This is a genomic window from Rhodopirellula halodulae, from assembly GCF_020966775.1.
In the GTDB taxonomy this organism is placed as follows: Bacteria; Planctomycetota; Planctomycetia; order Pirellulales; family Pirellulaceae; genus Rhodopirellula; species Rhodopirellula halodulae.
The window spans coordinates 527,622-548,666 of the sequence record NZ_JAJKFV010000029.1 but is presented as its reverse complement, the minus strand read 5'-3'; the positions used below and the strand labels follow the sequence as shown (position 1 = coordinate 548,666).

15 protein-coding genes and 1 rRNA gene are annotated in these 21,045 nt (G+C 55.5%); 10 read left to right on the top strand and 6 right to left on the bottom strand.

Annotation, left to right across the window (positions count from 1 at the left end):
* The first annotated feature begins 31 nt into the window (after positions 1 to 31).
* The 4 genes from LOC70_RS14920 (at position 32) to ccsA (ending at position 8,924) form a co-directional block, all read left to right on the top strand.
* Positions 32 to 1,375, top strand: coding sequence for a sulfatase family protein (locus LOC70_RS14920; protein ID WP_230254762.1), 1,344 nt, complete (start codon positions 32 to 34; stop codon positions 1,373 to 1,375).
* Between the two features lie 35 nt (positions 1,376 to 1,410).
* Complete coding sequence (locus LOC70_RS14915; protein ID WP_230254760.1) at positions 1,411 to 3,591, top strand: FdhF/YdeP family oxidoreductase; 2,181 nt, start codon at positions 1,411 to 1,413, stop codon at positions 3,589 to 3,591.
* A gap of 342 nt (positions 3,592 to 3,933) precedes the next feature.
* Entirely contained in the window at positions 3,934 to 5,199 is a 1,266-nt protein-coding gene (locus tag LOC70_RS14910; RefSeq protein ID WP_230254759.1) for a hypothetical protein, read from the top strand.
* A 62-nt stretch (positions 5,200 to 5,261) separates the two neighbouring features.
* Positions 5,262 to 8,924 carry a cytochrome c biogenesis protein gene (gene ccsA, locus LOC70_RS14905; RefSeq protein ID WP_230254756.1) on the top strand — a complete coding sequence of 1,221 codons (3,663 nt, stop codon included), beginning with the start codon at positions 5,262 to 5,264 and terminating at the stop codon, positions 8,922 to 8,924.
* A gap of 321 nt (positions 8,925 to 9,245) precedes the next feature.
* On the opposite strand, the gene LOC70_RS14900 is transcribed toward ccsA, so the two are convergent.
* Entirely contained in the window at positions 9,246 to 10,127 is an 882-nt protein-coding gene (locus LOC70_RS14900; protein ID WP_230254754.1) for a class I SAM-dependent methyltransferase, read from the bottom strand.
* The gene (purQ, locus tag LOC70_RS14895) at positions 10,115 to 10,945 is read right to left on the bottom strand and encodes a phosphoribosylformylglycinamidine synthase I (RefSeq protein ID WP_230254752.1); all 831 of its coding nucleotides are present in this window, start codon (positions 10,943 to 10,945) and stop codon (positions 10,115 to 10,117) included. Before purQ ends, LOC70_RS14900 begins: the two co-directional genes overlap by 13 nt.
* 192 nt (positions 10,946 to 11,137) lie before the next feature.
* Here purQ and LOC70_RS14890 point away from each other — a divergent pair, with 192 nt between their 5' ends.
* Entirely contained in the window at positions 11,138 to 12,526 is a 1,389-nt protein-coding gene (locus LOC70_RS14890; protein WP_230254750.1) for an aminotransferase class III-fold pyridoxal phosphate-dependent enzyme, read from the top strand.
* 154 nt (positions 12,527 to 12,680) lie between these two features.
* Here the strand turns inward: LOC70_RS14890 and LOC70_RS14885 are convergent, their stop codons facing one another.
* Both LOC70_RS14885 and LOC70_RS14880 read right to left on the bottom strand, forming a co-directional pair.
* Entirely contained in the window at positions 12,681 to 13,937 is a 1,257-nt protein-coding gene (locus tag LOC70_RS14885) for a metallophosphoesterase (RefSeq protein ID WP_230254748.1), read from the bottom strand.
* A 148-nt stretch (positions 13,938 to 14,085) separates the two neighbouring features.
* A complete protein-coding gene (locus tag LOC70_RS14880) occupies positions 14,086 to 14,592 on the bottom strand; it encodes a SixA phosphatase family protein (protein ID WP_230254746.1) in 507 nt (168 codons plus the stop codon).
* Positions 14,593 to 14,716: 124 nt separating this feature from the next.
* Here LOC70_RS14880 and LOC70_RS14875 point away from each other — a divergent pair, with 124 nt between their 5' ends.
* Entirely contained in the window at positions 14,717 to 16,093 is a 1,377-nt protein-coding gene (locus tag LOC70_RS14875) for a PQQ-binding-like beta-propeller repeat protein (RefSeq protein ID WP_230254744.1), read from the top strand.
* 542 nt (positions 16,094 to 16,635) lie between these two features.
* The gene (locus LOC70_RS14870; RefSeq protein ID WP_230254743.1) at positions 16,636 to 17,115 is read left to right on the top strand and encodes an EVE domain-containing protein; all 480 of its coding nucleotides are present in this window, start codon (positions 16,636 to 16,638) and stop codon (positions 17,113 to 17,115) included.
* Positions 17,116 to 17,148: 33 nt separating this feature from the next.
* Here the strand turns inward: LOC70_RS14870 and LOC70_RS14865 are convergent, their stop codons facing one another.
* Positions 17,149 to 17,628, bottom strand: a complete 480-nt coding sequence (locus LOC70_RS14865; RefSeq protein WP_390889074.1) for a DUF6960 family protein — start codon at positions 17,626 to 17,628, stop codon at positions 17,149 to 17,151.
* Positions 17,629 to 17,919: 291 nt separating this feature from the next.
* On the opposite strand from LOC70_RS14865, the gene LOC70_RS14860 reads away from it, so the two are divergent.
* From LOC70_RS14860 to LOC70_RS14850, 3 genes are all read left to right on the top strand, one after another.
* Positions 17,920 to 18,540, top strand: a complete 621-nt coding sequence (locus LOC70_RS14860; protein ID WP_230254739.1) for a peptidylprolyl isomerase — start codon at positions 17,920 to 17,922, stop codon at positions 18,538 to 18,540.
* A gap of 209 nt (positions 18,541 to 18,749) precedes the next feature.
* A complete protein-coding gene (locus LOC70_RS14855; RefSeq protein WP_230254737.1) occupies positions 18,750 to 20,231 on the top strand; it encodes a DUF58 domain-containing protein in 1,482 nt (493 codons plus the stop codon).
* 167 nt (positions 20,232 to 20,398) lie between these two features.
* A complete protein-coding gene (locus tag LOC70_RS14850) occupies positions 20,399 to 20,659 on the top strand; it encodes a hypothetical protein (protein ID WP_230254735.1) in 261 nt (86 codons plus the stop codon).
* Positions 20,660 to 20,850: 191 nt separating this feature from the next.
* On the opposite strand, the gene rrf is transcribed toward LOC70_RS14850, so the two are convergent.
* Positions 20,851 to 20,959, bottom strand: a 5S ribosomal RNA gene (gene rrf / locus LOC70_RS14845).
* Positions 20,960 to 21,045: the final 86 nt, after the last annotated feature.

The following is a 21,045-nucleotide window of genomic DNA, read 5'->3' as shown; positions in this document are numbered from 1 at the left end:
CCCACCTTCTCCCCACACTCCCATCTCTCCCATGAAGTCTTTCCCCCATCAAAGTTGCAAGCTGGCCCTGGCAGCATGCTGCGTGGTTCTCTTAGCTGCGAAGCCAATCAAGGCGAACGATCAACCGCTGAATGTTGTTGTCATTCTCAGCGATGACCAAGCATGGACGGACTATTCCTTCATGGGACACCCGCACATCGAGACCCCCAACCTCGATCGGCTTGCGAAAGAAAGCCTCACGTTCACGCGAGGCTACTCACCGGTCAGCTTGTGCCGACCGTCACTGGCGACCATCATCAGCGGCTTGTACCCCCATCAACACGGGATCGTCGGCAACGATCCGCCGTGGCCTGGCATGGAACAGGGCGTGAAGCGGCCCGCCCATCAGCAGCCGCAATACGTCAAAAGTCGCATGCAATACCTGCAGCACGTGGACGCATTGGATTGCCAACCGGAGTTGCTCGCACCACATGGATACCGCAGCCTGCAAACGGGCAAATGGTGGGAGGGGAAACCTTCGCGAGCCGGCTTCACCGACGCCATGACTCACGGCGACTTCACTCGAGACGGGCGACATGGCGATTCAGGTCTGAAAATCGGTCGTAACGGGATGAAGGTCATCGACGATTTTCTGGCCGACACTCAATCGAAACAGCAACCATTTTACTTGTGGTACGCGCCGTTCCTGCCACACACACCCCACAATCCGCCCGAGCGACTGCTAGCGAAGTATCGTGAAAAGACTGACTCGCTCCCCATCGCAAAGTACTGGGCCATGTGCGAATGGTTTGATGAAACCTGCGGCGAATTGCTCGGGCTTCTCGACCAGTATTCTCTGACCAACAACACGCTGGTCATCTATGTCACCGACAACGGTTGGATCAACCGAACCGACGCCAGCCGCTACGCACCGCGAAGCAAACGCAGTCCCAACGAAGGCGGCACGCGCACACCGATCATGTACAGATTGCCCGGCGTCATTGAACCGCGAATGGACAACGAGCACTTGGTGTCAACCATTGATGTCGTGCCAACCACCATGAGCCTGCTAGGACTAGAGACTCCCAACGGATTGCCCGGAATCAACGTTCTAAATGAAACCTCGTTGGAAGAACGCCAAGCAATCTATGGAGAGATTTTTGAGCACGACATTCAGTCGATGGACAATCCAGCCGACAGTTTGCAGTATCGGTGGGTCATTCAGGGCAATTACAAACTGATCGATCCATCGAGTCGGATGACGGGCAGATCGCCTGAACTCTACAATCTAAAGTTGGATCCACACGAGAATCGAAACCTGGCGGATCAACAGCCGGAAAAGGTGCAATCCCTTCAAACCTTGCTCGACGCTTGGTACGCACCCGATTCCGCTTGAATGAGTGACAATCCTCGTCTTGAAAGACCTATCCGATGAAAGTTGGCAGCGGCGGCGGCTTCCGAGCCATTTGGTACACGTTCAAGAAAGGACGTGAATCCGGGAGCGTTTGGAAGCTTTACAAAGCCATGCGAACTCGCAACTCATGCAAGACCTGTGCGGTCGGCATGGGTGGCCAGAAAGGCGGGATGGTCAACGAATCTGGATCCTTCCCAGAAGTCTGCAAAAAAAGTTTGCAGGCGATGGTGGCTGACATGCAACCGGGGATCCAGCCACCGTTTTGGAAGAAAACGTCCATTGCCGAACTCGCTGCGATGACGCCGCGAGAGCTGGAACACTTGGGACGTTTGATTCACCCGTTGCGGTACCGCCAAGGCGAGTCGCATTACGAAACCATCACTTGGGAAGAAGCCTTCCAAACCATCGCGGCAAAGTTCGCTTCGCTTCGCCCGGAAGAAACATTTTGGTATTTCAGCGGACGCAGCAGCAACGAAGCCGGTTTCTTGTTGCAATTGCTGGCACGGGTTTACGGCACCAACAACGTCAACAACTGCAGCTTCTACTGCCACCAAGCCAGCGGCGTGGGGTTGCAATCCAGTCTGGGAACCGGCACCGCCACGATCCAACTCGAAGACCTCGAGAAATCGGATTGCGTGTTCCTGATTGGCGGCAACCCGGCCAGCAACCACCCACGACTGATGACCAGTTTGATGCACGTTCGCCGACGTGGCGGAAAGGTCATTGTCATCAACCCGGTCGAAGAAACCGGCTTGGTCACCTTCCGAATTCCCAGCGACCCGATATCGCTTCTCAAAGGAACCAAGGTCGCAACGCACTATTACAAACCGCACATCGGCGGTGACCTGGCGTTGCTCTGGGGAATTGCCAAAGCTCTGAAAGCCAGCAATGACATCAACTTGGATTTCTTGCAAGGTCACTGCAACGGCCATGAAGAGTACCTCGCCAAGCTTGAGACGTTGAGCTGGGATGAACTCGAACTGAAGTCCGGCGTTCCGCGATCGGACATGGAAGCGATCGCCGCGTTGTACGCTAAGAGTGAACGCGCGGTCTTTTCTTGGACAATGGGAATTACCCATCATGCTCATGGCGTCGACAACGTCCAAGCGATTGCCAACCTGGCGATGTGCCGTGGCATGGTCGGACGTCCCGGTAGCGGGTTGATGCCCATTCGCGGCCATAGCAACGTGCAGGGAATCGGCAGCGTCGGCGTCACGCCCAAACTCAAACAGCAAATTTTTGATGCACTGCAAAACGAGTTTGGTGTGGAGCTTCCAACCACCGAGGGTTTGGACACGTTGGCTTGCATGGAAGGTGCCGCGTCAGGCGAGATCAAAGCAGGATTCTGCTTGGGTGGAAATCTCTTCGGTTCCAACCCCGATGCGACCTTCGCCGGAGAGGCCCTTTCAAACCTCGATCTCAACGTGATGATGAACACCACGATGAACACGGGGCACGCACACGGTCTCGCCAAAGAAACGATTATCCTGCCGGTGCTGGCACGCGACGAGGAACCGGAACCGACCACGCAAGAATCCATGTTCAACTTCGTGCGTCTCAGCGACGGAGGCCCACGACGATTGCCCGGTCCTCGCAGCGAGGTTGAAATCATCGCAACCCTCGGATCGCGATTGCGACCCGATGCCAAGGGGATCGACTGGGATGCCATGCATCACACATCCACCATTCGCGATTGGATCGGAAAGGTGGTTCCGGGTTACGAGAAGATTTCCTCGATCGACAAAACCAAGGAAGAATTCCAAATCGACGGTCGCACGTTCTACGAGCCTCAATTCGGAACGCCGGATGGCCGTGGCATTTTGCACTGCCACTCGATCCCTGAGCTGAAAGGCACGGGCGAACAGGAACTGCGTTTGATGACGGTCCGCAGCGAAGGCCAATTCAACACGGTCGTCTACGAAGAGGAAGACCTGTATCGAAACCAGGACCGCCGAGACATCATCCTGATGCACCCGGACGACCTCCAGCGTCTAGGTCTGAAGCACGATCAGCGAGTGACCGTCGCCAACGACATAGGGTCGATGAACAACATCCTGGCTCGCGGGTACGAAAAGATCCGTCCAGGCAACGCCTTGATGTACTACCCTGAATCCAACGTGTTGGTGGCTCGGTATGCTGACCCGCAGAGCAAGACCCCAGCGTTCAAAGGCGTCGTGGTGAAGGTCACACCGCAGTAGCACTTCACAAGCTTGAAACTCGTTTTGCAGGCTAATTGCGGAAGAAACCGGCCTGCGACGGCCGTTTTCGCCCGCGTTCCCCCGGTCCAGGCTCCTGCGACGCGACGTCGCTATTGATCGCGAATTTGGCTACTACCTGCGGTCCATTGACTCTGGCGTGAGAACAAATCGGTCTGCCGTCGCGTTTCAATACACATAGCAGTTAATCTGAGCTTGGATTCACGCAAAAATCGGTCACCATGGAGGGTCCCGTTTTTCGCTCCCTTTTAGGTGAAATGCCGCGGGGGAGGAAATTCGATCACGACTGCTCCCCGCCTCCACAAAACTCTTCGTTTCCCACCTATGCCGTCCTTCATCCGTCGCGTGCATGCCCTTCCCCGGGCAGTGTGCGTCCCCACGATTGCTAGCGTTGCTGGCCTGTGCTTGCTGAGCGTCCTTGGGGGATGCACCCAAGAAGCTCCGATCATCACTTACCAAGTGCCGACGCAGAAGCCAGCCGTCCTGGCCGAGGAGGACACTCGCACAATCGCCGCGATCCTTCCGCAGAAAGACCAAGCTTGGTTCTTCAAAATTATGGGCCGGGAATCCGCGGTCGACCTGATCGACGATTCCTTTCGCGAATTTGTCGAGTCGGTCAAGTTCGAAGACGGCGTCCCCATCCTGGACGACGTGCCGGCGGAATGGCAAAAGGGCAAAGAACGAATGATGCGTTTTGCATCCTTTGACATCAACACGCCGGTCCAGCAGTTAGATCTCAGTATTTCTCAGCTGACACGAATGGATGATTGGTCCGAATTGGTGACCATGAATGTCAACCGTTGGCGCAAACAGGTTGGACTGGAAGACAGCGACGATGAATGGGCTGGCGGTGAGACCATGGAGTGGTCTGGAGGCACGTCCGAAGCATTCGCCGACGCGCCAGCGATCTGGGTCGATGTCACGGGACGCCCGAGTAGTTCCAGTTCATCCATGATGGCTGGCAACGCCCCCTTTGCTTCGATGGCGGGCGGTCCAATGATGGGTGGCCAATCTGCGGGCGACGCTTCATCCGACCCACACGCTGGTTTGCCACGCGATGCACAAGAGGCGATCGAACAAGCCAAAGCAAAAGGCGAATCCATGCCCGCTGCAAAGGAGAAGGCTTTTCCAGGCGAATCAAGCAAGACGGAATCATCGAGTTCAACCCCCGAGTTGGACTTCGAACGCCCCGAAGGTTGGCGTGACGGCCGGATGAGCATGATGCGGCTGGCGGCATTCAACGTCGGCCCCGAAGACGCACCCGCAGAAGTCACCGTCATCACAGCCGGCGGCGATCTTCGCGGCAACGTGGCTCGCTGGATGGGCCAAGTCGAAGGCGGCCAACCCGACGACGCGGAAGTCGATGCGGCGTTGGAGTCCGCTGAAAAACTCACGGTTGCTGGACGCGACGCTCAGCGGTTCATCTTGCTGCCCAAGGATGCGGAAAACAAATCCGCTTCCTCCATTGATGCGACCATTGTTCCGCTGGAAAACGACTTCAGCCTATTCATCAAAATGACTGGTCCCGCCGAAGTGATCAAAGATCAAGACCAGGAAATGCGACGTTTCCTGGAATCACTTCAGTACTGATTATTGGGCTCCGCCCTGCCCTTTTCCGCCGTTCAATCGACGCCAATCTCACGAGTCTTCCGATGGCAACCGTCACCAACGATTCACAAACGTCCTCAGGCGATCACAACCCTCTCGCGGAAGCTTTGAGTTCGTTGACGCCACAGCGAATCTTAGCCGCCGCGGGATCGTTGAAGCTGACAGTGACCTTGTTCGCTCTTTCGATCATCTTGGTCTTGGTGGGAACACTTGCCCAAGACGAAATGAACATGCAGGAGGTTAAACAGCGATACTTCTTGTCGTGGATTGCCCCGCTGCACATCGACGACTTCTTCCCTCAGGCTTTCTACCGGCACGCCCAGCCGATCCCGGGAATCCTGCCGTTCCCTGGTGGCGCGATGATTGGTGCGCTGCTGATGATTAACCTGATTGCGGCCAAGATCACTCGCTTTCGGCTACAAGCCAGCGGCGGACGACTGGCCGCTGGCGTCGGGTTCTTGGTCGCCGGCTTCTTGGTTGCTGGAGTGATTGTTTTCACCGGACATAGTGACGATGGCTTGCAGGGCACGCCCCCATCGTGGCTTTCCTACGAAAGTCTGTGGGCTGCTGTTTTGGGCCTGACCGCCATCGCCGCAATCGCAACGGGGATCGCGGCATCGTCTGTGAAGCTTCCAACCTTACGGTATTTAACCTACGGAACCGCGGCACTGCTTGGCTTGGTTGTGCTGTATTGCTTGATCACAGGCAACCGGATCGGTGATCCAGGTCTTCGTATCGTTTGGCAACTGGCAAAGGGATTGGGCGCCGGCTTGATCATGCTCGTTGGATGCCAACTCGCCTTTGGCAAGCAAGGCGGCAACGTGCTGCTGCACCTCGGCGTTGGCTTGTTGATGGTCGGCCAATTCGCGTTTGGCGATCGCCAAATGGAACAACGACTGAGCTTGGTTGAGGGGCAATCCACCAACACCTTTGTCAACCTTGATGAAGTGGAATTGCAGTTCATCCACACAGACGACGCCATTCAAAATGTGGTTGCTGTGCCAGCTTCGCGTTTGATGCGAGCTGCTGCGAACGAATCGACGATCGAAGACCCAGCCTTGCCGTTCCACATCAAGGTTCTTGAATACTTTGAAAACGCGGGAATCGATGAACACAACGATGCCTCTCCCGCGACCACCGGGATTGGATTGGAAGCGTCCGCCGTAGAGCGTCCCAAATCGGGCGGCGCCGACATGGCCATGAATCTGCCCGCCGCTTACGTCGAGCTGATCGATCCGGAATCTGAAGAATCCCTCGGCGTCTACATGGTCAGCCAGTCGATCAATGATCGCGAAATGCTGGTTCCTGACGGGACAAGCAAAGACATGTTCGACACCGTCACTTTGGGAGACAAAGACTATGAAATTGGCTTGCGTCTGCACCGCGAAGTGAAACCTTACTGGGTTCAACTCGAAGACGTTCGTCGCATCAACTACAGCAACACCGAAACCCCACGCGACTATTCGTCATTCATTCGCATCGTCGATAGCGAAACTGGCGAGGACCGCAAAGAACGCGTGTGGATGAACAACCCATTGCGATATCGCGGCGAGACGTTCTACCAATCGAACTACACAGCTTTGCCGGGCGGCAAAGAACTGACCGGAATCCAAGTCGTACGCAATTCGGGATGGTTGATCCCGTACGTTGCTTGCAGCATCACCGGACTGGGCATGCTGGTTCACTTCTGGGGCACGTTGACTCGATTCATTTCACGACGACGACGAGAGAACGAACGCGAACTGGCTGAATTCGGCAAAGACGAAGATGCGGATGCCAAATACGCCGAAAGTGTCGAGACATCCGGGCCGGCCCCCGCGTCGCGAAAAAACTTGCCTGTGGTCATTTATCTGGCGGCATTGGCGGCGATCGTCACGGTTGTCCTGGCTCCCAGTGTGGCCATGCGAAACAAATTGAAACCTGCAGATCGTGCCACCGAATTCGACTTGGCCGCCCTCGGTCAAATCCCCGTGCAATACGGCGGGCGAGTGATGCCGTTGGACGCCTACGCGCGACAAACGTTGAAGGCGATGACCAACAAGGATTCGTTGCCGCTGGATGCCGCGCCCAGCGAAATCAAGGACCGTGTGGAAACCAAAAAACTCTCCGCAGTTCAGTGGCTGATGGAAGTCGCGGTGGACGCCCCCGCTCTGCGGTACATGCCGATGTTCCGAATCGATGCCGAAGAAATTCGCGCGGAACTCGACCTCGACCGAAAGGAAAGCAAGCTTTATTCGCTCGATGAAATCGGTCAAAACGTCGAGCGGTTCACTCAACTGGTCAAAGAAGCAAGAGCCAAAGAGTCAGTCGACCAAGACTTCAAAGATAAGAAGCTGATCGAACTCGACATGCGGACTCGTCAGTACACGGTAGCCGCCGCCGCGATGCGTTTGCCAGTCCCCGAGGAGATCCCCGCAAGCTTCTTCCCGGAAGGCACCAGCGAACAGACCCGACAACTCTTCGCCTTGCGTCAGCTCGAACGGCAAATGGACAGTCTGGCGCAGATGCCAGCTCCCGCCGTCGTTCCTCCGCCAATGAAGGAAGCGACCGAAAGTGTTCAACAGATGGATTGGACGGCGTTCGCTCCGGCGTTCTTCAACATGGCCAAACAAGGCATCGCTCCAAAGAACAGCGACCCGGGCATTCGCAGCTTTGGTGAAATGATCCGTGGTTACAACGAAGAGGATCCTGCGGCATTCAACGAAGCGGTTGATTCACACCTCGCCGCGGTCCAGGCCTACAAAATCCAAGGGTACGATCACTTTGCCGTTTCGCTGGAACAGTGGCTTGGATCGGCGAACCCAACGGCGATTGCGACGGGACTTTACATCCTGGCGATCATCCTCGGACTGATCTATTTCGCGGTGGACTCACCACGATTGGGGATGGCCGTTTGGGGAACAGTCGCCATCGCGTTTGTGATCCATACCGTTGTCATCTTGGCTCGAATCTACATCACCGGTCGTGCTCCGGTGATCAACCTTTACTCCTCAGCAATCTTCATTGGTTGGGCGGCCGTCCTGTTTGGTCTGATCATCGAACGGATCTTCCGTTATGGAACGGGCAACATGCTCGCCGCCGTCGCCGGGATGATGACGCTACGAGTCGCTTACAACCTGACGCTGAACGTGGGACAAGCCGAAACAATGGGCGTGCTGCAAGCAGTTCTGGACACTCAGTTCTGGCTCAGCACGCACGTGATCAGCGTTTCACTTGGATACGTAGCAACTCTCGTCGCGGGGTTGCTCGGAATCGGGTATTTGATTTCCGGTTGGATCAACGCCAGCGATCGAGCCCGCCGCGACTTGTATCGCTGTGTTTACGGAGCCTCGTGCTTTGGCATCCTCTTCAGTTTCATCGGCACGGTGCTCGGTGGACTTTGGGCGGACGATTCCTGGGGTCGCTTCTGGGGCTGGGATCCCAAGGAGAACGGCGCGTTGCTGATCGTGATCTGGAACGCACTGATGCTTCACGCACGCTGGGACAAAATGGTTGCCGCACGTGGATTCTCTATCCTGGCGATCGGTGGCAACATTATTACGGCTTGGAGCTGGTTCGGCACCAACGAACTTGGCATTGGCCTGCACAGCTACGGCTTCACCGAAGGCATGCTACGCAACCTGGCGATCTTCTTCGCCACCCAGTTCGCCTTCATCGCCGCCGGTTTGCTCATTCCTGCCCGCAGTCCGCTCTCCGACGAATCGTAAAAACCTCTTTGCAAAAATTCGCGGGAATCAATTTGCGATCCTTGTCGCATCAGTATGCCGGGTGAACCAGGCTTGGTCGTCAAGTGATGTGCTGTCGCGAGGCAATCCTCGCCGTGACTGAGGTTTCGTTCTCGGTGGGGGACCACCGAGTTACAGGTTGGCGTTTGAACTCTGGCGAACCCGGCGACCACATTTCAGGTCGTAGGCCAGGTTCCACCTGGCGACCACGCCGATGCTTTGGAACAAAGCGAGGCGTCCCTCAACGAGCCAACGCGAAGGTCAGGAAAACCGGCCAACAACCATCGCCATGTAAAACATGGCCTACGGTAATGACTTCGCCGATTCTTCCAGACGCCGAAAAACGTACTCGTTGCATCCCCAGCCCGATCCGACGGTGGTGAGGTTGTCGAGCACAAATCCTTTTTCACGCAGCGGCAAGATGATTGCCTCCGGCTTGGCAACCTCAAACGGGAGCCCGCCGATCCAATCGACCCAATCATGCCACGCGTTCATGCCGCGGTCAGACTTCTTCGCTCGCCAATCCGCGAACGGCAGCGGGTTACGACCTCGGGCCAGCCTCGCGAGTGCGAACTTCAGTTCGTAGCAACCTGCGACCAGAACGACATACGCCGGACGCAAGCATGCGGGCAAGCGATGATACCCTTGCTTCATCTTCAACCACCGCCTGCTACCGCCGCCTTGGTCGTTGTAAATCGCAATCGCGAATTGACCACCACGTGCGACCACCGATGAGGTTGCCTCGATCGCCGCGGTCATTTGTCCGGTGTGATGGAGCACGCCCCAACTGTAGACAACGTCAAACGTCCCAAGCGAAGTCAACCACTCCGCATCAAGCGCCGATCCTTGTTGGACCTGCCATTGTTCAGCCACAGCCAGATCCTCCGCAACCGCTCGCTCGCGAAGTTCTCGCGTGCAAGCCACGCTGTCATCATCCAAATCCACGCTGACAACTTCGGCCCCCATCGATACAGCCGCCAAAGAAAACAGACCGCTGCCGGAGCCGATGTCGAGGAAACGTTTGCCCGTCAGTGATTCCACTTGCAAGAGCGACTTCAAAGAAGAAGTCGCGTGCTGCAACCGTTCGGCGTCAAACTGATCCAGAAACGACGCCCAGTTCTTTCCAAACGCGAACCGGGTTTCCGACTCTTCAACGGGCGTCATGCTCTCGCTCAAGCAAACCACTCCACCGCGTTTCGGAACATCTGCAATCCGTCACCATGTTCCGGTTGTTCCTTGCGGCGAGTCCAGTAAGGATGCTGGGTCGGATCAATGTGTCGCTCGGGGTGCGGCATCAAACCAAACACCCGGCCGCTGGCATCACACACTCCGGCCACGTTGGCATCGCCACCATTGGGATTGATGGGGAACGGCAACGTCTCGGATTGAATTTCGCCGGATGGTTCGCAGTATCGAAGTGCTAATCGTCCGGTCGATCGCAGTTCTTCCAACACGTCCGTGTCGCGAGCGATGAACTTGCCTTCAGCGTGAGCCATTGGCAGATACATTTGTTGAATGCCCTTGAGGAACACGCATGGCGTTTCATCAACGGCCAAGTTCACCCAGCGGTCTTCGAATCGACCGTGATTGTTCCAAGTCAGCGTCGCGGGTGGCACCGATTGGTCAGCTTCCTCCGATGGCCCGCCCGCGGTTTGAAGTTGCCCAACGCCGCTGGTCAACACGCCCAATCGCATCAACACCTGCATCCCGTTGCAAATCCCCAGAACCAGATTGTCTCCGCTGTCGACGAAGTGGTGCATCAAATCGCCGAGGTGACGTCGCATCCGAGTTGCCAGAATTCGGCCGGCTGCGATGTCATCACCGTAACTGAATCCGCCGGGCACGCAGAGAATCTGATAGCGACTGGCCAACGCAGCGTTTTCCATCAATCGCCCGACGTGCACTCGTTCGGCGACCGCACCGGCGAGTTCAAACGCGTGGGCGGTTTCGACGTCGCAGTTAGTACCGGGAGCACGCAGGACAAGTACGCGAGGCTGAGGCATGGAAAAGCAGCTTTTCAGGCAGGTAGGTGAACAAAATCCAATCCGCAAAGCTTAGTTTTTTCCGCCCTGATCGGCAACGATCACCCAGCCGTGATTGCCAAGAAGCGAACCGGGAATCAAGATGCGTGCTCTTGGATGTAGCCAAGGGGAGGTTCCCCCGTTTGAGCCCGTTTTCGCCAATCGTTTTTGAATATGCTTCACGCTGAATCCCTTCGTCAGGATCCCCGAATCGCACAGGCCAAGCAGTTGATTGCCGATGCGATGCGTGACCATGCGGCGTCCATGACGGACGTCTCACCAAGCGATCCGGAACTATCGGCGAGCTACCAATCCTTGATCGATGATTTCACATCGGTCCGCGGCGGACCACCCATTTGGCCCTACTTTGCCTCGGGCTTGGGCAACGGCCCTTACGTCGAACTCGCCGATGGCAGCGTCAAACTGGATTTCATCGGCGGGATTGGCGTTCACGGCGGCGGACACTCTCACGCCGATCTGGTCGCGGCCAGCATTGACGCGGCGATCGAAGACACCGTCATGCAGGGCAACCTTCAACAGAACCCTGCCAGCATCGAAATGATGAAACGGTTGGTCGCGTTGGCCTGTGAGTCCGGTGCCCCACTGCAACACGTGTTGCTTTCCACCAGCGGTGCGATGGCAAACGAAAATGCATTGAAACTCGCCTTCCACCATCGACAACCAGCCAATCGCATCATCGCGTTCGACAATGCTTTTGCTGGAAGGTCGATCGCCTTGGCTGCCTTGACCGACCGCCCCGCCTATCGAAACGGATTGCCGGAAGCCATCCAAGTCGACTATCTACCGTTTGTTCATCCCGATCACCCTGAGAAATCCAAGCGATGGGCAGTCGATGAATTGAAACGATTGCTGAAACGATACCCTGGCAAACACGCCGCCTTCTGGGCCGAACCCATTGCGGGCGAAGGCGGCTACTACCCCGGAAGCCACGATTTTTTCAGCGCGCTGTGCCAACCACTTCGCGAAGCCGGTGTGCCGATCATCTTCGACGAGATTCAAACCTTTTCGCGTACCAGTCGACCATTCGCATTCCAACACTATGGCTTGGACGAGTTTGCTGACATCGTGACCGTCGGCAAAATCACTCAGGTCTGTGCAACGCTCTACCGAAACGATTTCCATCCCAAGGCACCGATCCTCAGCCAAACCTTCACCGGATCAACCTCCGCCATCGCGACGGGACTGAAAACGCTCGACGGACTTCAGGCCGCGAATTGCTTTGGCAACGACGGTGCCAACATGACGCGTCATGTTTATTTTGCAGAACAACTGCAGCAGCTTGCGGATAAACACTCCGGTTTGATTTCAGGTCCCTACGGCGAAGGCATGATGATTGTTTTCACGCCTGGTGACGGAACGCTGGACCATGCCAAATTGTTGATGAACCTGATGTTCGAAGAAGGCTTGCTCGGGTTTCTGTGCGGAGCCGAACCTGCACGACTGCGATTCCTTCCCCCGCCAATGATCACCACTCACGATCACATCGACGCTGCGATCAAACTACTTGACCGATCGCTGGAAAAGTTCTCTTCGCAAAAGTGACTCATTCGCCACGTAGCGAAACTCATCGAGCGTAACAAAACTCATCATGCGCAACGAAACTCATCAGGAGTAGCGAAACTCGTCAAGAGTTTCGAGTACCTCCATGATGTCCCAAAATCCTTGACGACTCTCGCCACGCATTGAATGCGTCCCTCTAAGCGTGTGAGCACCGCAGTGTGATCAGCGACAACTCAGGCCGGCAGTTGATTCGCAACAAGTGGACTCCGCTAAGTCCGCGAGAAACATGCAGCGTCGTGGGTGCACGATAGAAATCACCGGATGCCCAGCGGCTGCCATGCCAGCTCGGGCTCAAGATTGGTCCCGCGATAGGCAACCGACCTTGCCCTCCGTGAGTGTGCCCCGCGAGCATCAGATCGACCTGATTGCGTCGGCACCAATCAAATTGGTCGGGGCTGTGTGACACACAAAACCGAAACTCAGCATCCGCCCCCCGCATCGCCTGCTCGCTCGGCCGCGAAAACCAGGGGTACTCATTTCCAGACAACGCACAGGAAACAGAACGAAGCCGCGTTGAATGAACGAGTCCACCAACATCAATCCACCCAGCCCCTTTCATTCGCTCACGCACCACATCCGGATCGGAAATTCGCGTGTCATGATTTCCGAGAACGAAGTAGCAACCGTCGGACGCACTCGCTTTTGAAAACAAATCATGCAGCCAAGCGACACAAGGCTGCTTGTCCACAATGTCGCCCGTCAATGCAAACAAATCGGGTCGCCACTCATTCGCTGCCGAGATGGCATGCTGTGTGAACTCGGGTTCGACTTGGCCAGTCAAATGAATGTCAGAAAGATGCGCCACCTTGTAGCCATCCAGCTCGTCGGGCAAACCGACAACCGGTAGCTCGATTTGTTCCACCGACATTTGGAAGATCTGATTGAATGGAAGCTTCGCCGCCCATCGGCATTTCCGAGTTCGTGCGAGCGAGCGACCGGTCCGATTGACCACATCGTGCACCTGAACTTCGCGAACGACGGGGACATGGTGCACCCTGAAGATCGGTCGCCACAACAACCATAGCGAGCCAAAAACCAAACCGAGAACCGAGCATGCAATGGCGTAGGCAATGACCCAAGCTGGCAATGAGATCACCGTCACATCACCGTGGATCCAATCCCAAACGTCGGATCCGTACAACCAACCCATCACACACGGAGTGAACCAAGTTTCGACGAAAGCAATTTTCTCAGTCCGCTTGATGGTCGCCCGTTTCCACCCCATGGAGTTCAAACGGTTGTAGAAAGTCAGACGCAAACCAAAGTGTGCCAGCACCGCAGCGGCAACCAAGAACATTCGCAACGACGGTTCGGCAAGCAAACGATCCAAAAGATTGTTCCGGGAAGAAACGAAGAACGCGTCAGACAAGTTCGGCCAATTGCCAGGGAGCATCGATCGATTGCATCTTCACCGATGCAAGCCTCACCGCGTCCCGCTGATTGGTTGGCACGAGAATCACGGATGGGGTCGCTTCCAGTCAACCTCCCTAGCAACGCCCCAAACGATGGCTTCGTATCCAGCAGGACGTTGCCAGCAACCATCACGGCAATTGTTTCGGACGCATCGAATCCAGCAGTTTGCAATTTGAAAGAGTTAGCTCTCTCGCCCACGAATCAATTTGACACGTCCAAATCACCAAAGCGGCGGTCGGCAGCCCGCATGCATGACCGAGCAACTCGCTGGCGGCCGTGCTGATCCCAGGATTGTGTCCAAGGACCAACAAAGTCTCCGGCATCTGGATGGATTCGTCTTGATCGCCCGACAACCATTCCGAAGTCGATTGAATGATTTCGCGAATTCTGGGTGCGGATGCCAGGTAAAGTTTCGATGAAAAATGCACCGGAACCGACTGTCCCCAACGTGCTTCCAAGAACGAGAATGTTTCTCGAGTGCGTTTCGAGTCGGATGACAAAACGAAATCCGGTTGGCAGCCACTTTCCTTCATCCATCCCGCCATTCGCGGTGCGTCGCGACGCCCGCGAGCATTCAACGGCCGGTCGTGGTCATCCAAACTAGCGTCCGCCCAATCGCTTTTGGCGTGACGCATCAAAATCAATCGCATTGCAACGGCAACCTAAATGGCGGACTCGAGTTGAAGCAGACGCGGAAAGAACGCGGGAAAGAACATATAGTACGCAAACCAATCCACAACGTTCCTTGGACCACTCATCATGCGTGATTTCGTTTTCTCTCCCATGCTGTCCACCTTCACTCTTCGGCGTGCCGCCGCCGCTCTGATCACGTCGGGTAGCCTCGCTTTGTCAGGAAACTGCCTGCCCGCCGACGATTGGTCGGGCTGGCAGGGCGATCAACGCGACGGCGTTTATCGTGAATCAGGCGTGGTCAACGAGATTCCCGAATCGGGACTTCCGTTGAAGTGGAAAGCCAAAATTGCGGGTGGATATGCCGGACCATCCGTCGCAGACGGTCGCGTTTTTGTATTCGACTATGCCAAACGCCAAGGCGAAGCTTTCAACGATCCTGGGAAACGAGCCGATTTGACCGGCGACGAACGGCTGATTGTGCTGGACGCAGAAACCGGCAAAGAACTGTGGCGACACGAATACGAACGCCCCTACAGCATTTCCTACCCCGCCGGTCCACGCTGCACTCCAACGGTCGATGGCGACCATGTCTATATTTTGGGAAGCGAAGGTGATTTGCGTTGCCTATCGGTCACCGATGGCGAACTCGTCTGGAGCCGCAATCTTCCGACCGATTTTGACGCAGAAGTTCCCATTTGGGGATTTTCGGCTCATCCACTCGTGCACGGCGACCTGCTCTACACGATGGTGGGTGGCGATGGACAAGGCATCGTGGCTTTCGACAAAAGCACCGGCGAAGTGCGGTGGAAACAACTCGATTGCAACGCCGGTTACTGTGCTCCGTCCATTTTGAGACGTGCTGAAAGCGAGCAGCTTCTCGTCTATTCACCCACGGGCGTTCATGGTTTGGATCCGATCACCGGCGATCCAATCTGGAACATGGACATCAGCCCAATGTACGACATGTCCATTGCCATCCCTGTTGTGGAAGGAAACCGCATCTTTGCCAGTGGCATTCGCACCGAGTCGGTGATGTTTGAACTGGACCCACAATCCAACGCCACCAAAGAAATTTGGCGTGGCGAGCGAGACCACTCGGTCTATTCATCCAACAGTCCCGCCGTCGCCGTCGATGGGGTGATCTATGGAACGGATTGCAATGTTGGCGAATTGATTGCGGTCGACTTTGAAACCGGCGATCGAATCTGGTCGACCTTCCAAGCCACCCAGCCCAATGAAAAACGGTTCATCAAACACGGAACCGCGTTCCTCAATCGCCTGGGCGATTCGGATCGTTTCTTGGTGTTTTCAGAAAACGGCGATTTGATCATTGCGACTCTCTCGAAAGATGGCTTCCAAGAGCACGGCCGATTTCGCGCGATCGAGCCAACGGGTGAAGCCTTTGGACGCTCGGTCGCCTGGACCGCGCCGGCGTACGCGAACCAAACCGCGTTCATCCGCAACGATCAAGAAATCGTAGCATACGACCTTTCTGCTAAGTGAGCCTTTCCGCCAACTGAGCGTTCCAGCCCAATGCCAATTTTCTATCTGCCATGTCCGCAGCGACATGGCCTGCAACCGCGGTAGCAAACAATCTCGTTTGGTTTCACGCTCGTTTGGCTTCACGCCGGTTCTCACCAATTGAAGCCAGACCATTTGGCCGGGCTCCAAATCCGAAGAGATCAACCCGCGGGCGTAATCGGCTTAGTGGCTGTCGACAATGATTTGTCCGACAAAAAGCCAAACGGCGGTGAAAGCGATGCCCAATGCAGTGTGAATAGCGTCGACGTTCATGAGTCCCTCAGGGCAAATCGCGGAGTCCGGTTAGCGGACCGCGCATGGAAAACGGTGGAACGGCCGTTTCCATGGCCTGATGGAGGCTCACGCAATCATGCGCAGAGCTGCGAATTCGTTTCTTCGACGCAGATTTCCGGTGCGTCTTCTTGAGGTATCGACACACCTCCGAAACAATTCGACAAAAAAATGCGACCCCCGCACAAATTCACTCAACCGAACACTCCAACCTTCCGAGAGCGCCAAGCAACATGAAATACTGGTTGATGAAAACGGAGCCCACGACCTACAGCGTCGATGATCTAGCCAATGAATCGGACCTGACGACGTGCTGGGAGGGGGTACGCAACTACCAAGCACGCAATTTGCTTCGAGATGAAATCGAAGAGGGTGACCGCGTTCTCTTCTATCATTCCGCTTGCAAAACGCCGGCGGTCGTCGGTTTGGCGACGGTCGCTCGCGGTGGATACCCCGATCACCACGCTTGGGACAAAAAAAGTCATTACTTTGACCCCAAAAGCGATCCCGAATCACCGACCTGGTTCATGGTGGACGTCAAACTGGACCAAAAACTAGAACGTCCGGTCACGCTCGCCGAACTTCGCGAGGAAGCCACCAGGGCACGCAGCCCACTTTCCGACATGGTGCTGCTTCAAAAAGGCAGTCGGTTGTCCGTTCAACCGGTCACCAAGAAGCAGTTCGATCGCGTTGTGAAGATGTCGCAAAGCTGATACCCAATCGAGATCGCAAAACTTTCTGCGGGTTCAATCAGCGAACCCAATTCGCTCGCCGGAACCATCCCACGTCGGCGTCGGATGCTCGATCTCGCCCTGCCGGACCTGCTGTTTTTCACTCAACAAACGCAGGTGCTCTCGAAGAAAAAGCCTCGGCATGTTTTGGGAGGCTTTGCGTAGCCGATACGCAATGCGTCCTTTCCGGCGAACGTAGTACATCCCAACCACTTCGCCCACAAACAAATCTCTTTCCATCCCAAGCCCAACGGTCTCGACCTCGTCACCGATGTCCAATCCTTCGGCTTGAACCGGCAACCAAAGAGCCGGACGCAATCGGAATTTCCACGCCCCGTATCGGCAATGGTAGTGAGTTCCATCGAACGATTCGCGACGGATGACCCGTTCGCTGGGTAGCAACCGACTCACGACGGAAAGATCGTCTGGATGAATCCATCCCTGACCGTCCTCCGGCCAACGTGCATAGATGCCGTATTGAGGAAACTGCAACAAACTTTTTCTCGCGTTGAAGGAATCTGACCGGCGCATCGATGTTTCGAAATTCTGGCCGCCGTTCAGATTTTATCAAACCAAAGAACGATTTCTTGCGTTGGAGAACGAAGTCGAGCTCTCGGCCAAGTGCTCCGGCTCGACCAATCCGCCTCAGACCAAATCAGCACTCTCGATCGATCCGCCCCATGGTCAGTGGGGTTGGTGGCGATCCAGGTCATTTGGTTCAATATGAGCAAACATTGCCGCCGTCTCGCGGCCGGCATTTCTCCCTTTGTCCCCCGAAAAAAGACTATGACCGCTCGCTCTATCATTTTGTCGCTCGTCGGAATTTCGGCGTTTTGCCTGCAGGCCGGATCCGCTACCCCAACTGCAGCAGCCGATCCAGCCCAAGGCGAAGTGACCCACAAGGTCTACTTCGATATCTCTATTGGCAAAGAACCCGCCGGACGAATCGTGCTGGGACTGTTTGGTGATGACGTTCCCAAAACCGCCGAAAACTTCCGTGCTTTGTCGACTGGCGAAAAAGGCGAAGGCAAATCCGGCGTGCCTTTGGATTTTGAAGGCAGTGCATTTCATCGGGTGATTCCTGGCTTCATGCTGCAAGGCGGTGACTTTACCGCAGGAAACGGTACCGGGGGTGAAAGCATCTACGGGGCGAAGTTCGCTGATGAAAACTTCAAATTCCGCCACACGATGCCCGGGCTGTTGAGCATGGCCAACGCCGGCCGCAACACCAACGGATCTCAATTCTTCATCACGGTTGCTCCAACCCCATGGTTGGACGGCAAGCACGTCGTCTTCGGTCGAGTCATCGAAGGAATGGACGTTGTGAAAAAAATCGAAGCTCAGGGAAGCCAATCCGGACGCACCCGTGAATTGATCAAAATCACCGAAGCTGGCGAATTGAAGTAGTTCCTGACTCACTGGAAAGCGGAAGGCGACCAGCCAACCACCAACCCAGCACCACGCCGCGAATGGGAGCGAGCCTCCGATTTCGCGGCGTTTTTTATGCCTCAACGGTCTCCTGGTGCCCCACGAGCTTTCCGCCGATGAGGTCCGTCCGTGTTAGACTGCGTGTGCAATATCACAACGAGTCTTCGTGCTGGATCGGCTGCATCAAAATGGGCTTCGGCAACCAAATTCAAGCTCTCTTTCAGTCAGCCAGCCAATGGCCATGGTTGCTGTTGGTCCTAATCAGCTTCCCGCTGGTTTTTTTGGCGTTCTGGCTTCGGCTGTATCCGACCAAACGATGGGTCGCATTGCTGATGACCAGCATGGTTCTCAGCATCGCGGTCGTTTTTGTTCCTGCGTTTTTGGTCGTACTCGCCCTCGTCGACGGGATCATCTTCACCGTCACAGCGATCGATGGAATCTTGCACCTGGTTGGAACGCGGGCGATCGGCAAGTCAGGACTTCAAGTCGAGCGCAATCTTTCGCGGACCGGATCGCTCGGTGTTCCCCTCGACAGCGTCTTGATCCTGCGAAATATCACCCGTTCACGAATCAAAGGACTCATTCGAGACGATTTACCGGACTATTTCGTTTCCAAACCCATCCAACATCAACTCGACCTCCCGGCTGGATTACAGCTGCAACTCAAGAGAAAGCTCACACCTCACCGCCGAGGTGCATTTTCACTGGAACGAGTCGATCTAAAGCTCATCAGTCCATTGGGTCTGTGGCAGCGTCACATTTCGCTTGCGGTGGAAAGTCCACTCAAAATATTCCCGGACATGAAACAACTGTCCGACTACGCGCTGCTTGCTCGCACAAACCGCCTCAGCCTGATCGGAGTCCGTCGAACCCGGCGAATTGGCCAGGACAGCGATTTCGAACGCCTTCGGGACTACACCCGCGATGACAACTACCGACACATCGACTGGAGAAGCACCGCACGGCGCAACAAGCTAACCGTTCGACAATTCCAAAGTGACCAGAGCCAACGTCTCATCTTTTTGCTCGATTGCGGCAGGATGATGACCAACACCCGAAATGGGTATTCGTTGCTTGACCACGCCCTGAATTCGATCCTCATGATGTCCTACGTCGCCCTTCACCAGGGCGATTCCGTGGGGATGATCTGCTTCAGCGACACGATTCATGCGTATCTTCCGCCACGCGGAGGAGCCAGCCAAATGAATCGATTGCTCCAGGCTGGCTTCGATCAATTCCCGCGAATGGTCGAATCACGCTATGACCAGGCGTTTCTGTACTTGAATTCGCACTGCAAAAAACGCTCGCTCGTCACGCTCACCACCAACATCATTGATGAGGTCAATGCCGAAGTCGTTTCGGATCAACTCAGCAACCTGACCGGGACCCACCTTCCTCTTGCTGTTGTGCTCCGAGACCGAGAAATCTTTGATGCCGCTGACGAGCCGATGCACGTCCAACAACAAAAGACTCAAACACAATCTCCCCAAACCATCGACGAAACCAGTCTTTATCGTGCCGGCGCAGCAGCAGAAATGCTGGTATGGCGGGAAGAAGTCTTGAGAGGCCTACGCCACAAAGGAGTCTTGATCGTCGACGCCTTCCCTGACGAATTAAGTGCCCCCTTGGTCAACCAGTATCTCGAAGTCAAAGCGAAACACCTCTTATGAACTCCATTCGCTTGAACCGATCATCCCGATCAAATGCAAACAAACGATTCCCCCAGTCCCAACGGATGCGACGAGCAACCAAAAGACCTTTGTTTCGACGATCGCCCCCGGCCGAATGAAGAAATGAATCATTCTAGCAACCGGCAATCTAACTGGAGCGATATCCAATGTGGCGAAGCCTATTCATGGCCGTGGGGATCATGATGGTCATTCTCGGGGTCGAGACCATGCTGATTGACTCCGCAACCGTTTACGCAGCCGCCGAATCAAGCGCGGTCGAATTCATGGACCCGGGCGTTACTCCGGCACAAACAACGAAGGTTTGGACCCCAAGCGAGCGATTTCCCTGGGTGATGCTCGCGATCGGAGCGGTGGTCATTTTGTATGCAATCACGCTACCCAAACGCTGGGGACGCGGCGGCGAATGAGCCACCCATGAACATCCAATCAGAACTCCGAGCCCCAAAGCTCGGAGTTTTTTCATGCGCCATCGGTAACAAAACGACCAACCAATTCAGGGCCATCAACTGTAGAAAGCAAAGAGCCCCAACAGGCAACTACACCACTCAGGCAGCGCAAAAAAACCTCTCCGAGTCAAACTCGAAGAGGTTTTTTAAAAATCCGGCAAGACCTACTTTCACGCTGGTGGGCACTATCATCGGCTCTCAAAGCTTGACTACTGTGTTCGGAATGGGAACAGGTATAACCTTTGAGATATGATCGCCGGAAAGACTTCACGACGAATGTTTCGCCGCCGTGAAGCCAAGTTGTTTGGTAGTTGAACAAGTTCAATATCAGAAGCCGATCCGATTGG

What these genes read in the sequence shown, in the direction of transcription:
- LOC70_RS14870 (WP_230254743.1), top strand. Translation starts at nt 16,636, where the DNA reads ATGAAATACTGGTTGATGAAAACGGAGCCCACGACCTACAGCGTCGAT.
- LOC70_RS14920 (WP_230254762.1), top strand. Translation starts at nt 32, where the DNA reads ATGAAGTCTTTCCCCCATCAAAGTTGCAAGCTGGCCCTGGCAGCATGC.
- LOC70_RS14880 (WP_230254746.1), bottom strand. Translation starts at nt 14,592, where the DNA reads ATGCGTCACGCCAAAAGCGATTGGGCGGACGCTAGTTTGGATGACCAC.
- LOC70_RS14910 (WP_230254759.1), top strand. Translation starts at nt 3,934, where the DNA reads ATGCCGTCCTTCATCCGTCGCGTGCATGCCCTTCCCCGGGCAGTGTGC.
- LOC70_RS14850 (WP_230254735.1), top strand. Translation starts at nt 20,399, where the DNA reads ATGTGGCGAAGCCTATTCATGGCCGTGGGGATCATGATGGTCATTCTC.
- purQ (WP_230254752.1), bottom strand. Translation starts at nt 10,945, where the DNA reads ATGCCTCAGCCTCGCGTACTTGTCCTGCGTGCTCCCGGTACTAACTGC.
- LOC70_RS14860 (WP_230254739.1), top strand. Translation starts at nt 17,920, where the DNA reads ATGACCGCTCGCTCTATCATTTTGTCGCTCGTCGGAATTTCGGCGTTT.
- LOC70_RS14890 (WP_230254750.1), top strand. Translation starts at nt 11,138, where the DNA reads ATGCTTCACGCTGAATCCCTTCGTCAGGATCCCCGAATCGCACAGGCC.
- LOC70_RS14875 (WP_230254744.1), top strand. Translation starts at nt 14,717, where the DNA reads ATGCGTGATTTCGTTTTCTCTCCCATGCTGTCCACCTTCACTCTTCGG.
- LOC70_RS14915 (WP_230254760.1), top strand. Translation starts at nt 1,411, where the DNA reads ATGAAAGTTGGCAGCGGCGGCGGCTTCCGAGCCATTTGGTACACGTTC.
- ccsA (WP_230254756.1), top strand. Translation starts at nt 5,262, where the DNA reads ATGGCAACCGTCACCAACGATTCACAAACGTCCTCAGGCGATCACAAC.
- LOC70_RS14855 (WP_230254737.1), top strand. Translation starts at nt 18,750, where the DNA reads ATGGGCTTCGGCAACCAAATTCAAGCTCTCTTTCAGTCAGCCAGCCAA.
- LOC70_RS14885 (WP_230254748.1), bottom strand. Translation starts at nt 13,937, where the DNA reads ATGCTCCCTGGCAATTGGCCGAACTTGTCTGACGCGTTCTTCGTTTCT.